Origin of the sequence: Streptomyces sp. NPDC059668 (genome assembly GCF_042734135.1) — a bacterium.
Lineage (GTDB): Bacteria > Actinomycetota > Actinomycetes > Streptomycetales > Streptomycetaceae > Streptomyces.
The window spans coordinates 47,823-67,182 of sequence record NZ_JBHWEL010000033.1 but is presented as its reverse complement, the minus strand read 5'-3'; the positions used below and the strand labels follow the sequence as shown (position 1 = coordinate 67,182).

15 protein-coding genes and 1 tRNA gene are annotated in these 19,360 nt (G+C 72.9%); 8 read left to right on the top strand and 8 right to left on the bottom strand.

What is annotated here, in order from left to right; genetic code table 11:
• Positions 1 to 990, top strand: a 990-nt coding sequence (locus tag ACFV2J_RS23515) for an MFS transporter (protein ID WP_385440401.1), incomplete at its 5' end; no start/stop codon positions are given.
• Here ACFV2J_RS23515 and ACFV2J_RS23510 read toward each other — a convergent pair.
• From ACFV2J_RS23510 to ACFV2J_RS23500, 3 genes are all read right to left on the bottom strand, one after another.
• Positions 979 to 1,452, bottom strand: a complete 474-nt coding sequence (locus ACFV2J_RS23510; RefSeq protein WP_385098384.1) for a GNAT family N-acetyltransferase — start codon at positions 1,450 to 1,452, stop codon at positions 979 to 981. The genes ACFV2J_RS23515 and ACFV2J_RS23510 overlap by 12 nt on opposite strands.
• 165 nt (positions 1,453 to 1,617) lie before the next feature.
• The gene (locus tag ACFV2J_RS23505; RefSeq protein WP_385087325.1) at positions 1,618 to 3,030 is read right to left on the bottom strand and encodes an NAD(P)/FAD-dependent oxidoreductase; all 1,413 of its coding nucleotides are present in this window, start codon (positions 3,028 to 3,030) and stop codon (positions 1,618 to 1,620) included.
• A gap of 10 nt (positions 3,031 to 3,040) precedes the next feature.
• Positions 3,041 to 3,694, bottom strand: a complete 654-nt coding sequence (locus tag ACFV2J_RS23500) for a rhomboid-like protein (RefSeq protein ID WP_385087323.1) — start codon at positions 3,692 to 3,694, stop codon at positions 3,041 to 3,043.
• On the opposite strand from ACFV2J_RS23500, the gene ACFV2J_RS23495 reads away from it, so the two are divergent.
• Positions 3,693 to 4,676: an aminoglycoside phosphotransferase family protein gene (locus ACFV2J_RS23495; RefSeq protein WP_385087321.1), complete on the top strand. Its 984-nt coding sequence runs from the start codon at positions 3,693 to 3,695 to the stop codon at positions 4,674 to 4,676. The genes ACFV2J_RS23500 and ACFV2J_RS23495 overlap by 2 nt on opposite strands.
• Before the next feature lie 81 nt (positions 4,677 to 4,757).
• Here ACFV2J_RS23495 and ACFV2J_RS23490 read toward each other — a convergent pair whose 3' ends face one another.
• On the bottom strand, positions 4,758 to 6,497 hold the full coding sequence (locus tag ACFV2J_RS23490; protein ID WP_385440395.1) for an HEXXH motif domain-containing protein: 1,740 nt from the start codon (positions 6,495 to 6,497) through the stop codon (positions 4,758 to 4,760).
• Between the two features lie 63 nt (positions 6,498 to 6,560).
• Positions 6,561 to 6,731: a hypothetical protein gene (locus ACFV2J_RS23485; protein WP_385087317.1), complete on the bottom strand. Its 171-nt coding sequence runs from the start codon at positions 6,729 to 6,731 to the stop codon at positions 6,561 to 6,563.
• 241 nt (positions 6,732 to 6,972) lie between these two features.
• Here ACFV2J_RS23485 and ACFV2J_RS23480 point away from each other — a divergent pair, with 241 nt between their 5' ends.
• The 4 genes from ACFV2J_RS23480 (at position 6,973) to ACFV2J_RS23465 (ending at position 10,540) form a co-directional block, all read left to right on the top strand.
• Entirely contained in the window at positions 6,973 to 7,275 is a 303-nt protein-coding gene (locus tag ACFV2J_RS23480; RefSeq protein WP_266699979.1) for a trypco2 family protein, read from the top strand.
• A gap of 3 nt (positions 7,276 to 7,278) precedes the next feature.
• Positions 7,279 to 8,394: a trypsin-like peptidase domain-containing protein gene (locus ACFV2J_RS23475; protein ID WP_385087315.1), complete on the top strand. Its 1,116-nt coding sequence runs from the start codon at positions 7,279 to 7,281 to the stop codon at positions 8,392 to 8,394.
• A gap of 131 nt (positions 8,395 to 8,525) precedes the next feature.
• Positions 8,526 to 8,699, top strand: a complete 174-nt coding sequence (locus tag ACFV2J_RS23470) for a hypothetical protein (RefSeq protein ID WP_385087313.1) — start codon at positions 8,526 to 8,528, stop codon at positions 8,697 to 8,699.
• 17 nt (positions 8,700 to 8,716) lie between these two features.
• Entirely contained in the window at positions 8,717 to 10,540 is a 1,824-nt protein-coding gene (locus ACFV2J_RS23465; protein WP_385087311.1) for an HEXXH motif domain-containing protein, read from the top strand.
• 39 nt (positions 10,541 to 10,579) lie between these two features.
• On the opposite strand, the gene fxsT is transcribed toward ACFV2J_RS23465, so the two are convergent.
• The gene (gene fxsT, locus ACFV2J_RS23460) at positions 10,580 to 14,476 is read right to left on the bottom strand and encodes an FxSxx-COOH system tetratricopeptide repeat protein (protein ID WP_385087309.1); all 3,897 of its coding nucleotides are present in this window, start codon (positions 14,474 to 14,476) and stop codon (positions 10,580 to 10,582) included.
• 397 nt (positions 14,477 to 14,873) lie between these two features.
• The gene (locus ACFV2J_RS23455; protein ID WP_385440388.1) at positions 14,874 to 16,295 is read right to left on the bottom strand and encodes a hypothetical protein; all 1,422 of its coding nucleotides are present in this window, start codon (positions 16,293 to 16,295) and stop codon (positions 14,874 to 14,876) included.
• 215 nt (positions 16,296 to 16,510) lie between these two features.
• Here ACFV2J_RS23455 and ACFV2J_RS23450 point away from each other — a divergent pair, with 215 nt between their 5' ends.
• Entirely contained in the window at positions 16,511 to 17,347 is an 837-nt protein-coding gene (locus tag ACFV2J_RS23450; protein WP_385087305.1) for a DUF4253 domain-containing protein, read from the top strand.
• A 397-nt stretch (positions 17,348 to 17,744) separates the two neighbouring features.
• On the opposite strand, the gene ACFV2J_RS23445 is transcribed toward ACFV2J_RS23450, so the two are convergent.
• A tRNA-Thr gene (locus tag ACFV2J_RS23445) sits at positions 17,745 to 17,818 on the bottom strand.
• Positions 17,819 to 18,064: 246 nt separating this feature from the next.
• Between ACFV2J_RS23445 and ACFV2J_RS23440 the strand changes: the two genes are divergently transcribed.
• Complete coding sequence (locus ACFV2J_RS23440) at positions 18,065 to 19,201, top strand: ABC transporter ATP-binding protein (RefSeq protein WP_385087303.1); 1,137 nt, start codon at positions 18,065 to 18,067, stop codon at positions 19,199 to 19,201.
• The last annotated feature ends 159 nt before the right edge of the window (positions 19,202 to 19,360 follow it).

The following is a 19,360-nucleotide window of genomic DNA, read 5'->3' as shown; positions in this document are numbered from 1 at the left end:
TCGCCTCGGGGGGGGGGGGGGTCTCCATCTCACACCGGGTGGCGCGGCGGGGGGGGGGGCGGGGGCCCCCCCCCCCGCCCGCGCCCCCCCCCCCCCCCGGGGCCCCCCCGCCTCGACGTCCCGGGTGCCGCGCTCGGCTGCGGCGGCCTCGTCGCCATCGTCTACGGCTTCAGCGAGGCGGAGCCACGCGGCTGGACGGACCCGCTGGTCCTCGCCCTGCTCGCGGCCGGCCTCGCCCTGCTCGCGGCCTTCGTGTGGTGGCAGCAGCGGGCCCCGAGCCCCCTGCTGCCCCTGCACGTCGTCCGGGACCGCAACCGCGCCGGCTGCTTCCTGACCATGGCGCTCGCCGTCATCGGCATGTTCGGGATGTTCCTGTTCCTGACCTACTACCTGCAGGTCGTCCTCGGCTACTCGCCGGTGCGGACGGGCCTGGCCTTCCTGCCCCTGACGGCCGCCATCGTCGTCGCCTCGACGCAGATCTCCGCGCGGCTGCTGCACCACGTGGCGCCGCGCGTGCTGATGGTCCCCGGCACACTCCTCGCCACGTCCGGAATGCTGGTCTTCACCCGGCTGACCGTGCACTCCGACTACACGGGCCTGCTGCTGCCCGGCATGCTCCTGATGGGGCTCGGCATGGGCCTGATCTTCATGCCGATCTTCGCCACCGCCACCGCGGGCGTCGCCCCGCGGGACTCGGGCGTCACCTCCGCGACCGTCAACACCTCCCAGCAGGTCGGCGGTTCGATCGGCACGGCCCTGCTGAACACCGTCGCCACCACCAGCGGTGCCACCTACATCGCCGCCCACCTCACCGACCCGGCGCGCAGGGCCCTGGTCGTCCGCGAGGGCATCGTGCACGGCTACACGATCGCCATCTGGTGGGCCTGCGGCATCATGCTCGCGGCCGGCCTCGTCGCCGCCCTACTGGTCACCGCGAAGGCCCCCAAGCACGCGCTCGGGACGGCCCCCGTCCCCGAGTCAGTCCCGTGAACCCAGCCCCCGCAGGGCCCCGTCGGTCAGCCGGTACACCGTCCACTCGTCCTGCGGACGCGCGCCGAGCGCCTCGTAGAACTCGATGGACGGCCGGTTCCAGTCCAGCACCGACCACTCCAGCCGCTCGTACCCGCGCGCCACGCAGATCCGCGCCAGTTCGGTGAGCAGCGCCTTGCCGTGCCCACCGCCACGCGACTGCGGACGTACGTAGAGGTCCTCCAGGTAGATGCCGTGCACCCCGCGCCAGGTCGAGAAGTTCAGGAACCACAGGGCGAACCCGACCACCTCCCCGGCCTCCTCCGCGACGTGCGCGAACGCCGCCGGGTGCTCGCCGAACAGCGCCTCGCGCAGCTGCGACGGGGTCGCCCGCGCCTCGTCCGGCGCCTTCTCGTACTCGGCCAGCTCACGGACCATCGCGTGGATCACGGGGACGTCGGCGGGGGTGGCGGTGCGAATCATGGGCGCAGTGTCACACACCCGCCGCACGGCCGGCCGTGCGTGGTCCCGCCCCGTCGGTCCCGCCCCGTCGGTCCCGCCCCGTCGGTCCCGCCCCGTCGGTCCCGCCCCGTCGGTCCCGCCCCGTCGGTCCCGCCCCGTCGGTGGCGCCCCGTCGGTGGCGCCCGGTCAGTGCCGCCCGGCCACCCGGTCCGCCATCCGCGCCAGCCGGGACGACTGCGCGCTGTGCGTGGTCAGTTCGCGGCGGTCCGCGGTGCGGTAGGTCGCGTACATGCCGTGCACGCCGATCCAGCGGAACGGCTCCGGCTCCCACTTGCGGACCTTGTGGCCGACCCAGGGCAGGCCGGTCAGCGCGGTCGGGCCCGCCTGGCCCGAGTCCAGCCGGACGAGGTCGCGCAGGGTGCGGGCGGCGAGGTTGGTGGTGGCGACACCCGAGCCGACGTAACCGCCGGCCCAGCCGAGGCCGGTCGCGCGGTCCAGGGTGACCGTGGCGCACCAGTCGCGCGGCACACCGAGGACGCCCGACCAGGCGTGCTCGACCCGGACGCCGGCCAGCGAGGGGAAGAAGCGGACCAGGATGCCGTACAGGGCCTCGACGGTCGCCTGCTGCGTGCCGCCGTCGTGATCGGTGCGCGAACCGAAGCGGTACGGGACACCCCGGCCGCCGAGCGCGATGCGGTCGTCGGCGGTGCGCTGCGCGTACATGTAGGCGTGCGCCATGTCGCCGAGCGTCTCGCGGCCCTCCCAGCCGATCCGCGCCCACTGTTCGGGCGTCAGCCGCTCCGTCGCGATCATCGACGAGTTCATGGGCAGCCAGGTGCGCCGCTGACCCTTCAGGGAGGCGGTGAAACCCTCCGTGCAGCGCAGGACGTAGGGGGCGCGGACCGTTCCGTTCGGCGTGACGGCGTGCCCGGGACGGATCTCCGTCACCGGTGTCCGCTCGTGGATCGTCACCCCGAGCGCCTCGGCGGCCGCGGCCAGCCCCTTCACCAGCTTCACCGGATGCAGCCGTGCCCCGTGCGGCGTCCAGGCCGAGCCGACCGCGGCCGCGACCCGGACCCGCTCGGCGGTCTCGCGCGCGCCGTACAGCTCGCGGTCCCGCTCCCCGTACGACAGTTCGTGCTCGTGGAAGGCCTTCAGCCGGGCCAGCTGCGCGGGCGTGTACGCCACCTCCAGGACGCCGCCCCGGTGGACGTCCGCGTCGATGCCCTCCTCGGCGGCGACCCGGACGACCTCGTCGACCGTCTCGTTCATCGCCCGCTGCAGACGGACCGCCGCCTCGTGGCCGTGCAGTCTCGCGTACCGGTCGCGGCCCGCGACACCGTTGTAGAGCCAGCCGCCGTTGCGCCCCGACGCGCCGTACCCGCAGAACTTCTGCTCCAGGACGGTGACGCGCAGCGAGGGCGCCGCCTTCTTCAGGTAGTACGCGGTCCACAGCCCCGTGTAACCGCCCCCGACGATCACGACGTCGGCGGTCGCGTCGCCCGGCAGGGGCTCGCGCGGGACGGGGAGCCCGTCGTCCGCGTACCAGAAGGAGATGCCGCCGTTGACCGTGCCGCTTCCCGTGCCGCTGCTGCTCATGGCCGGGACGTTAACCCCTGGGGACGGCCAGTGTCTCCTTCGGATTCCGTGCTTTTCCGCGGCCTCTGACCAGCGGATAGCAGCCCAGACCGATCACCATGGAGAGGAAATGTCCGCATTGGGTGAGGGTGGGGGTGCCGAGGACCGGCAGCCCGTAGAAGACCAGGACCGCCGCCAGATACGGATACCGCCAGGGCGCCGGGATCCGGTACGTGAGTACGGCGATCACCCCCGCCAGCGAGTAACTCACCCCGATGTCGACGGTGTTGACGGCGGACTCCGGTGCCATCCCGCGCCGTACCGCCTCCAGCAGCGCCCCCTCGCTGGCCAGCGACGCCAGCACGTGCGAGGCCACGCACACGATCAGCCAGCGCACGGTGCCGAGCCAGCGCTCCGCCTGTGCGTGGAACACGGTGAAAAGAAAGGCGTACGGGAACCAGTAGCCGCCGTCGACCCACATCGCGCTGGAGAACAGCACCCGCAGCGGGTCGTTCGACAGCTCGTGGATGTTGGTGGACCGCTGCCGCAGGAAGTCCTCCTCGAAGTCCGGCGACATGTGGTGCAGGGCCACGGTGGTGAAGAAGAGGACGCCCAGCCATATGTAGGTGCCGGGGGCGCTGCGTATGTAGCGCCCCGCGGAGCGCAGGAGCCGGTCAGCGCGCATGGGCGGCCGCTCCCCCACGCGTAGGGTCGGCGGGGTGATCGACGTTCCGGACGCGCTGGCCGCCTCGCAGCTGCGGTACAACGGCGCGGCCGGCCGTGCCTTCGTCGCCGCGCTCCCTCGGCGGGCGGCCCACTTCCTGGACCGCTGGGAACTCCGCCTCGACGGCCCCTCGATGCACGGCGTGACGGCGCTGGTGCTGCCGGTGCGCCGGGCCGACGGGACCCCGGCCGTGCTGAAGCTCCAGCTCCTCGACGAGGAGAGCGCGGGTGAGCCGCTCGCGCTGCGCGCCTGGGCCGGCGACGGCGCCGTACGGCTTCTCGACCACGACGGGGCCACCGGCACCCTGCTGCTCGAACGGCTCGACCACACCCGTATGTTGACGCACCTCCCGGACACGCGCGAGGCCACCCTCGTCGTCGCGCGGCTGCTGGCCCGGCTGACGGCCGTGGCGGCACCGGAGGGCGTACGGCGGCTCGGGGACGTCGCGGCGGACCTGCTGGAGCGGGCACCGGGTGCCCTCCGGCGGATTCCGGACCCGTCGGACCGGCGGCTCGTCGGGGACTGCGCCGCGGCGGTGCGCGAGGTGGTGACCGAGCCGGGTGACCGTCTCCTCCACTGGGACCTCCACTACGACAATGTCCTGCGCGGCCTCCACCACGACGACGACCACGACAGCCATCACGCCGCCGACCACGACGACGACCATGACGCCGGGAGCGCGCCCTGGGTCGCCATCGACCCCAAGCCGCTCGCGGGCGACCCCGGATTCGAACTCTGTCCCGCGCTCAGCAACCGCTTCGAGCCCGGCGAGATCCGCCGCCGCTTCGACGCGATGACCGACGTCATGGGTCTGGAGCGCGCGCGGGCCCGCGCCTGGACCCTCGGCCGTGTCCTACAGAACACTCTGTGGGAGATCGAGGACGGCCGCCCGCTGGAGCCGGTGCAGCGGGAGATCGCCCGCCGGTTGCGGGAGCTCACGTAGTCCGCGCGTCCGCCATTCGGGTCACGGGCACGCCGGCGCGGCCGGCGCCGGGAGTGTCCCGGCGGAGCCCGCCCCCGCGGCTCACGGACACGCGGGGGCGAGGGCGCGGCCCAGTTCCAGCGGGTCGGCGCGCCCGTCCAGCGCGGTGTGCAGGGCCATCGCGAGTTCCGGGTGGGCCAGCAGGCCTTCGCCGGCCCGGTCCGCGCCGGCCCGCGCCGCCAGCCCGAGTCCCACCCAGGCGTCGGGGTCGCCGCCGCGGACCGCACGCTCGTGGAACGCGTGCAGGGCCTCCGGCGTACGGCCCTCCACCAGGGCGACGTCCTCGTCGAGCGCGCCCGAGACCACGGCGCCGGGATCGTCCCGCAGCGCCGCGAAGCCCGCCGGGTCGGCCAGCAGCCACCGCAGCAGCACCGCCCGGGTGTCGAACCCGCGGAGCGGGCCGCCGTGCGGGCCGCCGGGGACGGGCGCCGTGTCCGGAGCGGGCGTGAGCGGCGCGCCGCGGGACCAGGCCGCCGCGAGCGCGCGGACCGTCTCCGCCGCCGGCCGCAGATGGTGGGCGCGCCAGGCGGCCCGGTGGTCCGCGACCGCCAGGGCGGCCGCGGACCTCGCCCGCACGTCGACCGGTTCGTCCAGCCAGGGTTCGACGCGCCGCGTCAGCTCGGCCACCAGCCGCCGCCCCAGTTCGTTGAGCCCGTCCGCCGAGCCGATCCCGCGCAGCGCGTGCGCCGTCTGGCAGCGCCACAGCGCGAACTCGAACTGCCCGAGCAGATGGACGCGCCGCCGCCAGAACGCGGTGACCCCGAAGAAGGCGTACACGCCCTGGAGCAGGCCGCCCAGCGGCCGCGGATCGTCGCGCCAGGGGGCGTAGTGCAGCCGGCCGTCCCGGTCGTCGTAGAGGGTGAACAGGTGCATGAACGCGCTGAGTTTGTTGTGCTGGAACTCGTGCACCAGCGTCGAGGCGAACTGTTCGGCGTCGTCCGGCGCCGAGGCCAGGGCGCCGCCGAAGGCCTCGCCCGACGACGCGCTGTGCGGCCGGAACCGCTCGGCGCGCGGACGGGGCACCACCGACACCAGCCCGCCCGCCAGCGCCCGGGCGGCCTCGGTGTCGGTGCGCCGGAGGATGTCCCAGGCCGGGGCGAAGAGTTCCTGCCACTCGCCGGGCCGGGCTACCGGTTCGACGCGGCCCGGTTTCCGCAGGTCGCGGTAGGGGTCGATGTCGTCCAGGAGCAGGGTGCAGCCGGCGGCGCGCAGTTCCGTCAGCGCGTGCCAGTCCGGTCCCTCCAGCGGGCGCCCGGCGATCCGCACGCGCCCGGCGGAGGCGGAGACCTCGGCCACGTCCCAGTCCGCCGGGCCTGGCACCCGCATCGCCCCGAGCGCGGGCAGGACCGCCCATCCGTGCCGGACCGGGATCTCGGCGCGGAACTCCAGACCGGCCCGGACGGCCGCGGCCGCGGCGATGGCGTGGAGGTGGCCGGTGGCCGCCCAGAGGGGCGCGTCGTCCTGGGCGGTCCCGCGCAGCCGGCGCAGTGTGTGTGCCGCCCAGACGCCGACCGCGGGGTACCCCAGCAGCCCTTCCACCGCCTCCCGTGCGTCCTCGGACGCGGCCCAGGCGCGGGACAGCAGCCGCCAGCCCTCCGTCAGCGGAGGCAGCGGGCCGGGCGGCGCGGTCGCCGCCGAGTCCAGCAGGGCCCGTACGACGAGCAGTCGCCAGCTCCGCTCGCTGCTGCGCAGCGTGTCCACCGTCGCGGGGCCGCCCCCGCCGCCCAGCAGTTCGTCGAACGACTGCGGTGAGAGGACGTGGGGCCGGGCCGTCTGCTGCATGGGGGAGCCTGTTCGTTGCTGCCGGGGAGGGTGCGGCGACGCTTTCGGGCGGTCGGTCGGGCCCTATTCCTCGCGCTGCGGGTTGTAGCCGCCGAGGCTGCCGGCGGGGTCGTCGACGCGGCTGAGCAGCCGGCGCATGGAGGCCGACGCGGACGGCAGGTCCAGACCGGGCCACGCGTCCAGCGGGACGTCGCTGAGGTCGATCAGCTCGGACTCGACTCCGGACTTCTCCATGGCGGCGCCCCTGTGACGGTGAAGGTGTGCGGTCAAGGTCTGTGGTGCAGGGCCTGTGGTGCAAGGTCTGCCATCAATGCCCTGCATATCACTGAAATATGGCTTTTCCAGTGATTTGGGGCTGCTTGAGTGACCCTAGTACATCCGAGAGGTCACACAGAGCCACATCGCGCAATCGCCCCGGATCGGGTGACGGCCCCGGACCGAGTGACGCGTGGGCGGTACGGGTAAGGGACGGGGTGTGATTGAACTCGCTGAACTGATCGAGGAGTTGCGCAGGGAACTGACCGCGGCCCGGACGGCTGCGGAGGGGGAGGATCTGTACTTCGAGGTGGGTCCGGTGGAGCTGGAGGCGGCCGTGGTCGTGGAGCGGTCGGCGACGGCGGGCGGGAAGATCCGTTTCTGGGTGGTGGAGGCGGGCGCGGACGGACGCGTGGCCGACAGCGTCACGCACCGGGTGAAGCTGACGCTCGATCCGCGCACCCACAGCGGCGGCGGACGGGCGCCGTGGGTGGGCGGGGCCGAGGCCGACCGGGAGCGCTGAGCCGTGCCGGGGCGGGACCCGCGCGCCGGACTCGATCCGGTCCGGGTGGCGGAGGTGATGGTGCGTCCGGCCGCGGGCCGGGGTCCCGGGCGGCGCGGTTCCGGGTACCGGGTCGGGCTCCGCTGGGTGCTCACCGCGGCGCACGTGGTCCGCGCCGTGGACGGGGCGACCGCGGGCGTACGGTTCGAGGCCGACCGCGCCGCGGAGTGGACGGCGCCCGCGCGGGTGCTCCTGGCCTCCGACAAGGCGGACGTGGCGCTCCTGGAGATCACCGGGTCCGTGCCGCGGGGCGTGCACGCGGCCGCGCCCGAACCCCCCGCCTACGGCGCGGTGCCCGACGCGGACGTCGTCCTGCCGTGCAGCGCGATGGGCTTTCCGCGGTTCAAGCTGCGCGAGGACCGGATGCGGCTGCTCGACGACGGCTCGGCCTCCCAGTACCGCGACTCCTGCCACGCCACGGGCATCACCTCGGTGCTGTCCAACCGCCGCGAGGGCACCCTCGAACTCGCGGTCACCCCACCGGAGTCGGACGCCGAACCGGACCGGTCCCCCTGGGAGGGCATGTCGGGCGCGGCCGTCTGGCACGACGCCGCGCTCGTCGGCCTGGTCAGCGCCCACCACCGCACGGACGGCCTCGGCCGACTGGCCGCGGTGCGCGTGGAGCGCTGGTACGGGCTGCTGACCGGGGCCGAACTGGCCGTGCTCCAGGAGTGCGCGGGGCTTCCGGGGGCGGCGGGGGGGCTGGTGCGGGTCCCGCCCGCGCGGGCCACCCCCGCGGGCCCGGTCACCCTTGCGGATCTGCCGGACGACCTACCTCTCCGTGACCTGGCGGGCCTGGTGGAAGCGTTGACCGCGCTGCCCACGGTGAGCGACCGCACCACCCTGGCCCTGGTGCTGGGCAGCATCGACCCGGTCGTCGCGGCGATGAGCCCCAGGGCGCCCGCGCTGCGTCCTGATGTGTTCGGGATCCTGCGGACCTGCCTGCGCTATCCGGGGACGCTGGATCAATTTCTAGAAGCGATACGGTTGTTGGAGGGCGACTCCGCGGGAGTGGCCCGCATGGACGACGAAGCGGTGGAGTTGTCCCGGCACCACCGTCGAGCCGAAGGGCGCCGCTGACCTGATATCGCGCCGCCCCGCAGGTGCGGGGTTTCATCCCCCGTATGGCGGGCCATTATCAGGAGGATGTGAGCAGCCCGCATCCACAAATGCAGCCGGGGGGAAGGGGTTTGGCCGTCATGGAGCCGTCTGTGGCCGCCGTCGAGTCCAGCCTGGTCGATCTCGCGGGGGTATCCCTTGAAACGCTGCGCTCCATGGACAGTCAGGTTCTCGCCACATCCCTGGAGGAACTGCTGCAGAGGATCGATCAAACCCTCGCCAGCGTCAACGGCTTCGGCGGCGGCGAGGCGGAACGCTTCGACTGACGACGCCAGGCCCGCCCATGCGCTCTGAGCCCTCGCTGCCGCACCATCGTCTGCCGCACGGCAGCCTGGCCGAGCTGACTCGCGGTGAGGGAGGCCCGGCCACCGTCGAACTCATCCTCGGAGCCGAACGAAGCCGCCGTCTGCTGCTGTTACGGATCCTCGACGACGCGGCCCGCCTCGGTCCCGCCTGGGACCTCCTCAGCGAGGCCCAGCGCGCGTCCCCGTCCGTCGTCGACGACGTGCTGATGTATCCGCAGACGGGCATGTGGCTCGCCGGGACACTGCGCCGGCTGCGCGCGCCGGCCGCGCGGGACGAGCCCCCTCTGTGGGTGGATACCGGTCACGTATCCGCCCTCGCCGCCGCGGCGGGACTGCTCGCGGGCGTGGACTTCACCATCGAGGTGCCCGTGCGGCACGGCCGGGTCCCGCTGCCGACCCTCGGCTGCGCGGTGGTACCCGTGACCGGTCCGTGGACCACGGCCACGGTCCGCGCCGAGGCCGGGAACGCGGTGGTGGAGACACCCGGGGCGACGGTCGCGATACCCCTCCCGCCCGGCACGCCGGGACCGGGGTGGCACGCCCTTCGCCGGCTCGCGGTCGGACCGGTGGAGCAACGGCTCGAAGTGGTGCTGGACGACGTGGACCCGTACCGGACGTACCCCCGGCCGACCGAACCGCGTCCGCTCTCCGAGGAGGCCGCCGCGCAGTGGCGGCAGGTGCTGGGGCAGGCCTGGGCGGTACTGCTTCGGGAGCAGCCCGCGACGGCCGAAGCCATGCGACGGGGTGTGTTCTCCCTCAGCCCGACCTCCGCGAGGGAAAGATTCCGGCCGCGCAGTGTGACATCGGGGGACGCGTTCGGCGGCATCGAGGTCTCGGAGCCGGACGACGCCGTCCAACTGGCCGTCACCCTCGTACACGAGTTCCAGCACACCAAACTGGGCGGCCTGCTCCATCTGGCACCACTCCTGGACCGCCGCGCCGACAGCGGCACGGAACAGTGGTACGCGCCCTGGCGGGACGACCCCCGACCGCTCCAGGGGCTGCTCCAGGGGATCTACGCCTTCGTGGGAATCACCCGGTTCTGGCGCGCCCACCGCCACGGCGCCCATTCCCGCGACGGCATCGCCCACTTCGAGTTCGCGCTGTGGCGGGCCCACGTCGCGACCGCGATGGAGCAGGTCCACGGCCATCCGCACCTCACACCGCTCGGTGCCGCCCTCCTCGACACGCTGCACGACCGCTGCGCCCAGTGGCTGGAGGATCCGGTCCCCGAGGAGCCGCTCGCCCTGGCCCGGCTGTGTGCCGCCGACCACGCCACCCGCTGGCGGGCCCACCATCTGCGGCCCGCCGCATCGGCGGTGGACGAGACCGTGCGCGCCTGGCTGCGAGGTGAGAGCGCTCCGCCCGCGGCCCTGGCCACCGAGCCCGACGTGGTGCTCGACCCCTCCGCCCGCTGGCTGGACAGCCTCGCCATGCTGGTCCGCCACCACCTCAGCGGCCGGGACGACGACCGTCGCTCCCCCGAGGAACCGGAGAAGACCGCGGCCCGCGTCACCGGCGCCCTGACCGGCGATGCCCTGCTGGCCGTCGGCGACGCCACGGCGGCAGGGAACGCGTACGCGGCACGGCTGACCGTGGAACCCGGGCGGGCCGGAGCCTGGGCCGGCCTGGGCCGGGCCCTGGAGATGGCGGGCACGGAACCGGCCGCGGCCCGGCTGTTGTGCCGCCACCCCGAACGGGCACGGGCCGTCCAGACCGCGCTCTGCCGGGACACGGGCACTCCCGCAGACCCCGTCCGGCTCGCCGCATGGCTCGGCTCGTCCCTTCCCGGGCCGGCCTGACCGTCCCGGCTCAGGCCTCCGGTGCGGACCGTCCCCGGGTCACAGTTGCAGCGGGTCGATGTCGCAGTCGCAGCGCTCCCCGGAACGGGCCTGCTCGGTGGCGGGGTGGGGGGTGAGCTGGTCGGCGCGCAGCCGGGGGGTGTCCAGTACGCGCTCCATGCGCTCCAGGACGTCCACGCGCAGTGCCTCGCCTTCCGCCTCCTCGCCGACGGCGATCAGGTCGAGGGAGAGGTTGGCCGCGCACACCAGTGTGGTCGGGTGGTCGACGCCCTGGCGCACCCGGCACAGTTCGAGCGTCCTCTCGCCGAGTTCGCGGGCCTCGGCGGTCCGCCCCAACGCGCTGAGGTCGCTCGCCAGGTTGATGGCGCAGACCAGCGCCGTCGGATGGCCCGCCCCGAGGCGTTCGGTCAGTGACTCCAGCGCCGCCTCGTCCCGCTGCCTGGCCTCCTCCGCCCGGCCCAGCAGCCGCAGGGTCACCGCGAGGTCGATGTCGGCCGCCAGTACGTGCGGATGATCGGACCGGAAGATCTTGCGGAACCTCTCGCAGGCCTTCTCTCCACGGTCGCGGGCCGCTTCCAGCTCGCCGTTGTGCCGCAGGGCCACCGAAAGCGCCAGAGCCGCCATCAGCGCTTCGGGGTGCGTGTCGCCGTAGCGGCGCGTGAACTGGCTGAACGCCTCGCGCGCCAGCTCCAGCGCGGTGGCGTGGTCGCCCTCCTTGCGGCAGGCCTCGCTCAACTGCCGTACGGCCTGCAGCGTCGAGGGGTTACCGGTTCCCAGGACGGCCTGGTAGCCGTCCGCGACGGCCTGTTGCAGGGACCGCGCGCCGACGTAGTCACCGGTCTCCCGTACGTCGACGGAGATGCTCGCCTCGGTCATCAGCGACTGGGTGTGATCACGGCCGTACAGCCGCGCCTTCATCGCGTGCGTGTGCCGGTCCAGTTCCAGGGCCCGCTGGAAGTCGCCGACCATACGCAGGCTCACGCCGAGGTTGTGCGCCGTGACCAGGGTCGTCGGATCGTCCTCGCCGAAGGCCCGCCGGGCCCGGTCGTAGGCCATCTCGTCCAGCTCGGCGCCGGCGGCGAAATCCCCCTCCACACGGCGTACCGCGGCTTCGAGGTTGATCGTCTCCAGGGCGTCCTCACGGGTGTCCTCGCGGTCCGGCGGTGCGGTGCGGGCGTAGACGTCCTTGAGCTGGGCCACCAGGGTGGCGGCGTCGTCGTGGCTGCCGACCTTCAGGTAGAGGAAGCACAGCCACCAGCCCATCAGCCGCGTCTGCTGGTCCTCGTCGCCGTAGAGCCGCTGCCAGGTCCGCCAGGCCTGTTCGGAGAACTCGACGGCGACCTTGTGGTCGCCCCAGTACCAGAGGTACCGGGCGACGTTCCGCACCAGCTCGCGCACCCACGGCTGATCGGACTCGATGGCGCCCGACGCGATGACATGGCCGTACAACTCGGCATAGCGCGGCCAGTTGGCAGCCTGGTTGGGCCCCTTGGGGTCGGCGGCTGCCAACAGCGTGTGGGCGCCGTTGCGCATGCGGTTCTGCTCCTCGGGCGTCATCCGGTTGATCAGCACCGCCTGGACCAGGCGGTGCATCTCGATCGAGTTCGTGCGGTGGTCGATACGGGCGAGCGAATAGCGGTTGATCTCCCGTATGGCACGCGCGAGCCGCATGGGGTCGTTGAGGGCACGGTCGAGTTCGGTGTCGATGCTGCTGCCGCCGAGGCCGGAGAAGATGGAGCGGGAGATGGGGTCTGGCGCGAAGTAGGAACAGAGCTGGAGCAGTCGCAGCGCGGTGAGACTGCGGGTCTCCAGGTGGTCGAGGGAGACGTTCCACGCGGCCGCGACCGGCAACTGGTAGTCCGGGGGCGGCGAGACTTCGAGGAGCTCACTGCGCTTGTGCTCGAACAGCCGCAGGTACTCCGACACCGGCATCCCGGTCTCCGCACGCCAGGCCGCGGCCTGTTCCAGGGCGAGCGGAAGGTCGCCGAGCGCGTCGGCGAGCAGGTTCGCGTCGGCGTCGGTGAGTTCCTCGCCGTAGGCGCTGGTACGGCGCAGCAGCTGCTTGCTCTCCTCCCGGGTGAAGACGTCGACCTCCAGGGAGGGGCCGACGACGCTCCAGCGCCGGTTGCGGGAGGTGACGAGGATGGTGCCGCTGCCGCCCGTGGGGAAGTAGTCGCGGACGCGTTCCGGACTGTCGGCGTTGTCGAAGATCAGCAGCCAGCGGGAGTACGGCCGGCCCTCGCGCAGCGCCTCGCGCACCGCGGGGCCCGCGATGTTGGCCTCGGCGCTGGTGCCCAGACCGAGCCGCTGGGCGAGTTCCACCAGGGCCTGGCCGATCTGGCCGGGACGCTCGGCGGGGATCCACCAGACGATGTCGTACTCGGATTGGTGGCGGTAGGCGTACTCGATCGCCAGCTGGGTCTTCCCGACACCGCCCATGCCGTGGATCGCCTCGGGCAGCACGGTGGTCGTGCCCTCCCGCCGCAAGCGGTCGCTCAACTGCTCAAGGAGGTCCACGCGGCCGGTGAAGTTGGGATTGCGCGGAGGGATGTTCCCCCAGATGCGCGGCTGCGCCGAACGCGCGTTCCCCACCGTGGGCTGCTGCGTGGTGGCCATGGTCGCGGCTCCTCCTGGAATTGTCTCGGGCACCCTCGGGGCGTCCGCTGCGTCCCGCCCCGGCGGGCCGGCGGGGTGCCGGCGCCGCGTGCGGGTAAGTGCGTCCTTGCCCAGATCGACGGTGTTCCGCCGGTCGTACTCGCGCAGCACCCGCGCGAGACGCTCGGCGCGGGGCAGGAAACGTCCGGACAGGGCGCGCAACGCGGTCAGTTCGACGCGCAGGAACGCCACGTTGCGTGGGGTCACGGGCGGCACACCGGTCGCCTCGACGGGTTCGTCCGGGGCGGGCAGGACCGGCTCGGAGTCCTCCGGGGCGGTCGCCATGAGCACCCGTACGTCGTGCAGCACCCGGACGGTGTCCCGGCGGCGGGCCAACGCCAACAGCTCCTGGCGGATGTTCGGGCCGAAGGCGAAGACCATCTCGGCCGCCCGCTCGGCCTCCGCACCCGCCGGCCGCACCAGACCGCTCATCAGCAGCTCGGTGAGGTGGGCCGGTCCGGCGCCCGGTACCGAGGCCGTCAGGGTGCTCATCACGGGCAGCGTCAGGGGAGCCGCGGCGAGCCGGGTGGCCAGGGCGAACGCGGTGGGCGACGCGGCGGCCCGGAACTCCGAGACCCGCTCCCACGGGGGCACCGCGCTGGCGGGGTCGGGAACGTCGTCGACCCATGGGACGGCGCGGGCGGCGTCCGGACGCCGCTTCCAGTCCCGGGCCCGGACGCCCGACATCTCCACCCAGTCCCCGGCCCGGGCCACCACCAGATCGGCCCAGTCGGAGAGCGAGTGGTCGGTCCGTTCCAGGACGGGGACCGGCACCACGCCGGAGCGCGCCGCGGGATCGTCGTCCACGGGTTCGAGGGGGGAGGTGCGCAGCTCCCACCGCAGGGAGTCGTTCGGCGCCCAGGGCCGCCCGGATGCCAGCCGCATGCGGTGCACGTCGAGGCCGGTGCGGAACCAGAGCCGTTGCGGCAACAGGTGCAGCACGGCGAGGGGTTCGGAACGGCCGAGTTCCCTCAGCAGCGGCAGCACCGCGTCCGACCGCCAGCCCGCCGCCAGCCCGTCGGTCAGCACCAGCACCACCCGGTGTTCACCCACGGGCGGGGGGAGATGCTCCAGCCGGATCCGGCCCGGCTCGGTGTCGTCGGAACTCAGCAGCCGTAAGCGTGTGACCGGTCCGGACGACTCCTGGGCGGCGAGCTCCTCGGCCAGCCGGTCGACCGTCTCGTCCCAGACCCGCATCGTCACGTAGTCGTCCACGACGAGCAGGACGGACGGCCGCTGCGCGGACCCGGCCCGCTCCAGTCCCCGCAGGGCGTGCGCCACCGCGCACGGTGACGCGTCGCCGGAAGCCCATGCCGATGGTGGTCGTGGGCCGTCGTCACGCTGCATAAGCGCCCTCAGAGCGTCCGGTCATGCCCGACGACGGAGGGAGCACCGAGGAGGAGTCCCGCAGTCCGCGGGCATGCGTGACATCCACGTGCCAAGCCTGGCAGTGGTCTGCGTGCGGTGCAAGACGGCAGGCCACAGGGGGCGGAAGGACTGAGGGAAACTCAAATTCCGGACGGTACCCACCCGTTCGGCGGCACCCACCCCTTGCGGACAGCCGGTGAGTCTGTCTCGCAAACAGCGTGGCACTCGGCGCGAGCCCGTGCAAGACCACGGGGTACCCGCCTCCGCGCACCGGCCGGGGGCGCCTTCCGGGCGACGGGGGCATGCCGCCCTACACCGGTCCTGGCGGGCTCGGCTTGCGTTCGGGATCGTCGAGCAGGATGGCCAGATGGCGGCCGACGTGCCCGTCCCAGGCCGTGGGGCCGAGGGCCAGCGCCTCCCTGCGCCACTCCCCCACCCGTTCCGCCAGACTGCCCAGCCCCCGGTCCTGAAGGATCTCGCCGATGGCGTCCTTGAACTTCGGGTCCGCGCAGTCGCTGCGGTGCCAGATCATCGCGGGCACCCCGGCCCGCAGTCCGGCCAGGACCTCACGGCGGCCGGTGCCCGAGTCGTCGCCGGGGGGCTGGCTGAGCACCAGGCACACGGCGTGCTGGTCCTCCTTCAGCTCACGCTCCAGGTGGAAGAAGTACGCCCCGTCGCGCTCCGGACTGCTCCAGTGCGGATGGCTGTCCGCCGGGCGCTCCCGCAGCTGCCGCCACTTGTTGTGCCAGGGCCGGTGCCAGGCGGCACGCTGTAACCGCTCGATGCTGCGCACCACCACCGGGTAGTCCAGGACCAGCGGGGTCGGGGACCCGGAACCGGACTCCTTCGACCACCACTCCACCGGCTCGTTGAGCAGCTCCCACGGCAGTATGAACTCGAGGATCACCGGCTGCCGGAGATCGGCCCACTTCTCCTCGGCCTCCTCGATCAGCCGCTCCACCGCGCCCGGGAGCTCCTCCCGGCCCAGATGGGCGGTCTCGCCGCGCACCGGGTGCCAGCCCTCGGAGTCGGACTGGCGCCAGTGCGACAGGTAGTAGCGGTCCGCCTCGATCCGGTCCGGCTCGAACTGGATCATGAGATAGGCGGGGACGAGGGACGGCGGGGGATGCGGGAAGTCCGCCTGCTGCCGTTCCGCCAGCACACTCTCCATCCCCAGGGCCGCGGCCTGGCCGCGGTTGAAGCGGCGCAGCACCTCGGCGGCCTCCGCCTGACCGTCCTCCACCAGCCGGTCGGCCGACAGCGCGAGGAAGGCCATGCTGGGCGGGAGCTCACCGGCCGGGGAGTTCTCGCCCGCCAGCCGCAGGAAGACCTGCCACCCCGTCCGGCACCACGCGGGCAGCTCCTGCACCCGGGACCGGCTGGAGCGGCGTGCCATGACGGCCAGGTCCGAGGACCCCATCGACAGCAGGACCGGCCGCAGATGGCCGAGGTCCGCGTGGTTGAAGAAGTCGACGGCCTCCCACTCGTCCACGAGCGGCCACAGCTCCACGACCGTCGCCGACTGCTGCTCCACGTACTCCAGCGACCGCACCAAGCAGGCCAGGCCGTCGCCGACGGCGGTGCACGCCTTCACCACCTGTAACAGCCAGGGCCGCAGCCGGTCTCCGCCGAAGGGCTCCACGGGCGAGGCCAGCTCGCCGGCCAGCATCTCCCGCCAGATCTCCCGGCTGCCGGCCTGGCTCACCGTGGCCGAGTTCTGCAGTGTGTCCACGATGGAGACGATGAGCTCGTTGCGGACCCGATCCGGACTGCGCCCTTTCACCCCGTTACCTCCACACAGCTGGCGCGGCTCCCTGATGGTGCCCAACAGGGTAAGGCCGCGCCACGGGGCATGGCAGCGAAAAGCGCGGGCTACGGCGCCGGATGCCCCTTCCCGGGGCCGGGATCGCCAACTCGCTGTCACACCCGGGCATTAGCCTCCGCTTCGTGACTCCTGCGGACGTTCCCGAAGCCTTGCGCCGACTGCCGGCGGGACTGCCCGCCGGACGGCTCCTCTCGCCGCGCCCGGACGGACTTCCGCGCGTCGGCCCTCCGCGGTCCCCGGTGCTGTGGATCAGTGACGAACCGCTGGACGACGCGGACGTGTGGTGGGAGAGCCTCTACCGGGACCGGCTGACGACGGGCCTGCATCCCGTCCTGTTCGAGTACCCCGACGACGCACTGCGCCCGGGGGACGCCCGGGACGGATCCGGGACGGAGGCCGGACACCACCTCCTGGAGGAGTGGCGCACCTACCGTCGGCGCAGAGCGGAACGGGAGGCCCTGCCGCCCGTGCCCTCGTCTCCCGAGGAGGACGACGAGGAGTACGACTGGCCCGACGGCAGCCCGGCCTTCGACGCCTGGCCCGGCCTGGCGGTGGCACCTGCCGGGGAGGCCGGACCCGACGACAGTGCCGCCGCGGCGGCGGCACATCTCGTACGGACGGAGTCGCTTCGCCATCTCGCCCTGGTACCGGTGGCGCGCAGTGCCGACATACCGGCCGCGATCGGATGGACCGGCATGGCCAACCGCCTGTCCGCCGGGGACCTGTCCGCGGTACTGCGTTCCTGGGAGGACCGGTTCGGCGCCCGGCTCGTCGGCCTCGGCCACGCGACCGCCTTCGTCTCGGTCGCGGCCAGGCCGGCCGACCTCGACCAGGCGCACGTGCTCGCCCTGGAGCACTACCTCACCTGCCCCGACAACGTCGAGCAGGGAATGTGCACGTTCCCCGAATACGCCGGCGATCTGCTGGAGCGGTCGGTCTGGCGCTTCTGGTGGGACTGACGGCCGCTCAGGAGCCCGTGCGGCGGGAGCGCCGCGGCGAGGCGCTTCGCGAGCGGGGCTGTTCCGGGGCGGGGCTGTTCCGGGGCGGGAGCGGAAAGAGCGCCGGGCGCTTCGACCGACGGGCCGGGGCCCGTGGCCACGGGCGGCTCGCGCTCCGGGCGACGGGGACGGTGCCCTCGCCGTGAGGACGGTCCTGGTGGCAGCGTCCGCGGCAGGGGGACCGGCGCGCGACGGCCGGCGTGGACCGGGCACGAGAGTGATCACGTGTTCACGACCCGCGGCGGCCGACCGATCGAGCCCGCTCGAACGGCGCCGTCGACCGAGACCGCCGTCACATTCCGCCGTCCACGCCCCCACGGTCCAAGATCGCGGGGGCGTCGGCGCTGGTGGGCGGCGGAGCCCCCTGTCGGATTCGAACCGACGACCTTCGCTTTACAAGAGCGGCGCTCTGACCAGCTGAGCTAAGGAGGCCTGCACGCGCGCGCGGCGTGTCCGCCGGGTGCGTGCCCGTGCAGTGTACCCACGTCACAGCGGGCCCCTGTCGAAAATTATCGCGAAGTTCACAGGGCTGCAGGTACTGACAGAGCACGTGAACGGCGGGTACCGTCCAGAACCAGTTCACTCTTGTGGACTACACCACCGTGAACCTTCGCGGTGGACACCACCTTTACAACGGATCGTCCGGCACGTTCCTGCCGGTGAAGGGGGCCCCTCACCATGGCCACTGTCTCGTTCGACAAAGCGACCCGGATCTACCCGGGTTCCGAGAAGCCCGCCGTCGACCAGCTCGAGCTCGATGTCGCGGACGGCGAGTTCCTCGTCCTCGTCGGTCCGTCCGGCTGCGGCAAGTCCACCTCGCTCCGCATGCTTGCGGGGCTCGAGGACGTGAACGCCGGCGCCATCCGCATCGGTGACCGCGACGTCACGCACCTGCCGCCCAAGGACCGGGACATCGCCATGGTGTTCCAGAACTACGCGCTGTACCCGCACATGACCGTCGCCGACAACATGGGCTTCGCGCTCAAGATCGCCGGCGTCAACAAGGCGGAGATCCGCCAGAAGGTCGAGGACGCGGCGAAGATCCTCGACCTCACCGAGTACCTCGGCCGCAAGCCGAAGGCCCTCTCCGGCGGTCAGCGCCAGCGCGTCGCGATGGGCCGCGCCATCGTGCGTGAGCCCCAGGTCTTCCTCATGGACGAGCCGCTGTCGAACCTCGACGCCAAGCTCCGCGTCTCCACCCGTACGCAGATCGCCTCGCTGCAGCGCCGCCTCGGCATCACCACGGTGTACGTCACCCACGACCAGGTCGAGGCCATGACCATGGGCGACCGGGTCGCCGTGCTCAAGGACGGTCTGCTCCAGCAGGTCGACTCGCCGCGCAACATGTACGACCGTCCCGCGAACCTCTTCGTCGCCGGGTTCATCGGCTCCCCGGCCATGAACCTCGTCGAGGTCCCGATCACGGACGGCGGCGTGAAGTTCGGCAACTCCGTCGTGCCGGTCAACCGTGAGGCCCTCAAGGCCGCCACGGACAAGGGCGACCGCACCGTCACGGTCGGTATCCGTCCCGAGCACTTCGACATCGTCGAGCACAACGGCGAAGCCGCCAAGTCGCTGTCGAAGGACTCCGAGGACGCCCCGGCCGGCCTCGCCGTCTCGGTGAACGTCGTCGAGGAGCTCGGCGCCGACGGTTACGTCTACGGCAGCGCCAAGGTCGACGACACCCTCACCGACCTGGTCGTCCGCGTCAGCGGCCGCGCCGTCCCGGACAAGGGCGCCACGCTGCACGTCGTGCCGCGTCCGGGCGAGACCCACGTGTTCTCGACCTCCACGGGCGAGCGCCTCTCCGACTGAAGGCAACCCGCACGGCTCCGACACCCCCGGAGCGGGTGAATTCACCCAAGTTGACGAGGAGGGCCCCGCAGCCTGCTGCGGGGGCCGCCACGGTTTGGTCAAAAAACCCCGGCAACCGGGCATTTGGGTAGCTGGTCGTCAACAACCCCGCCCGCCACA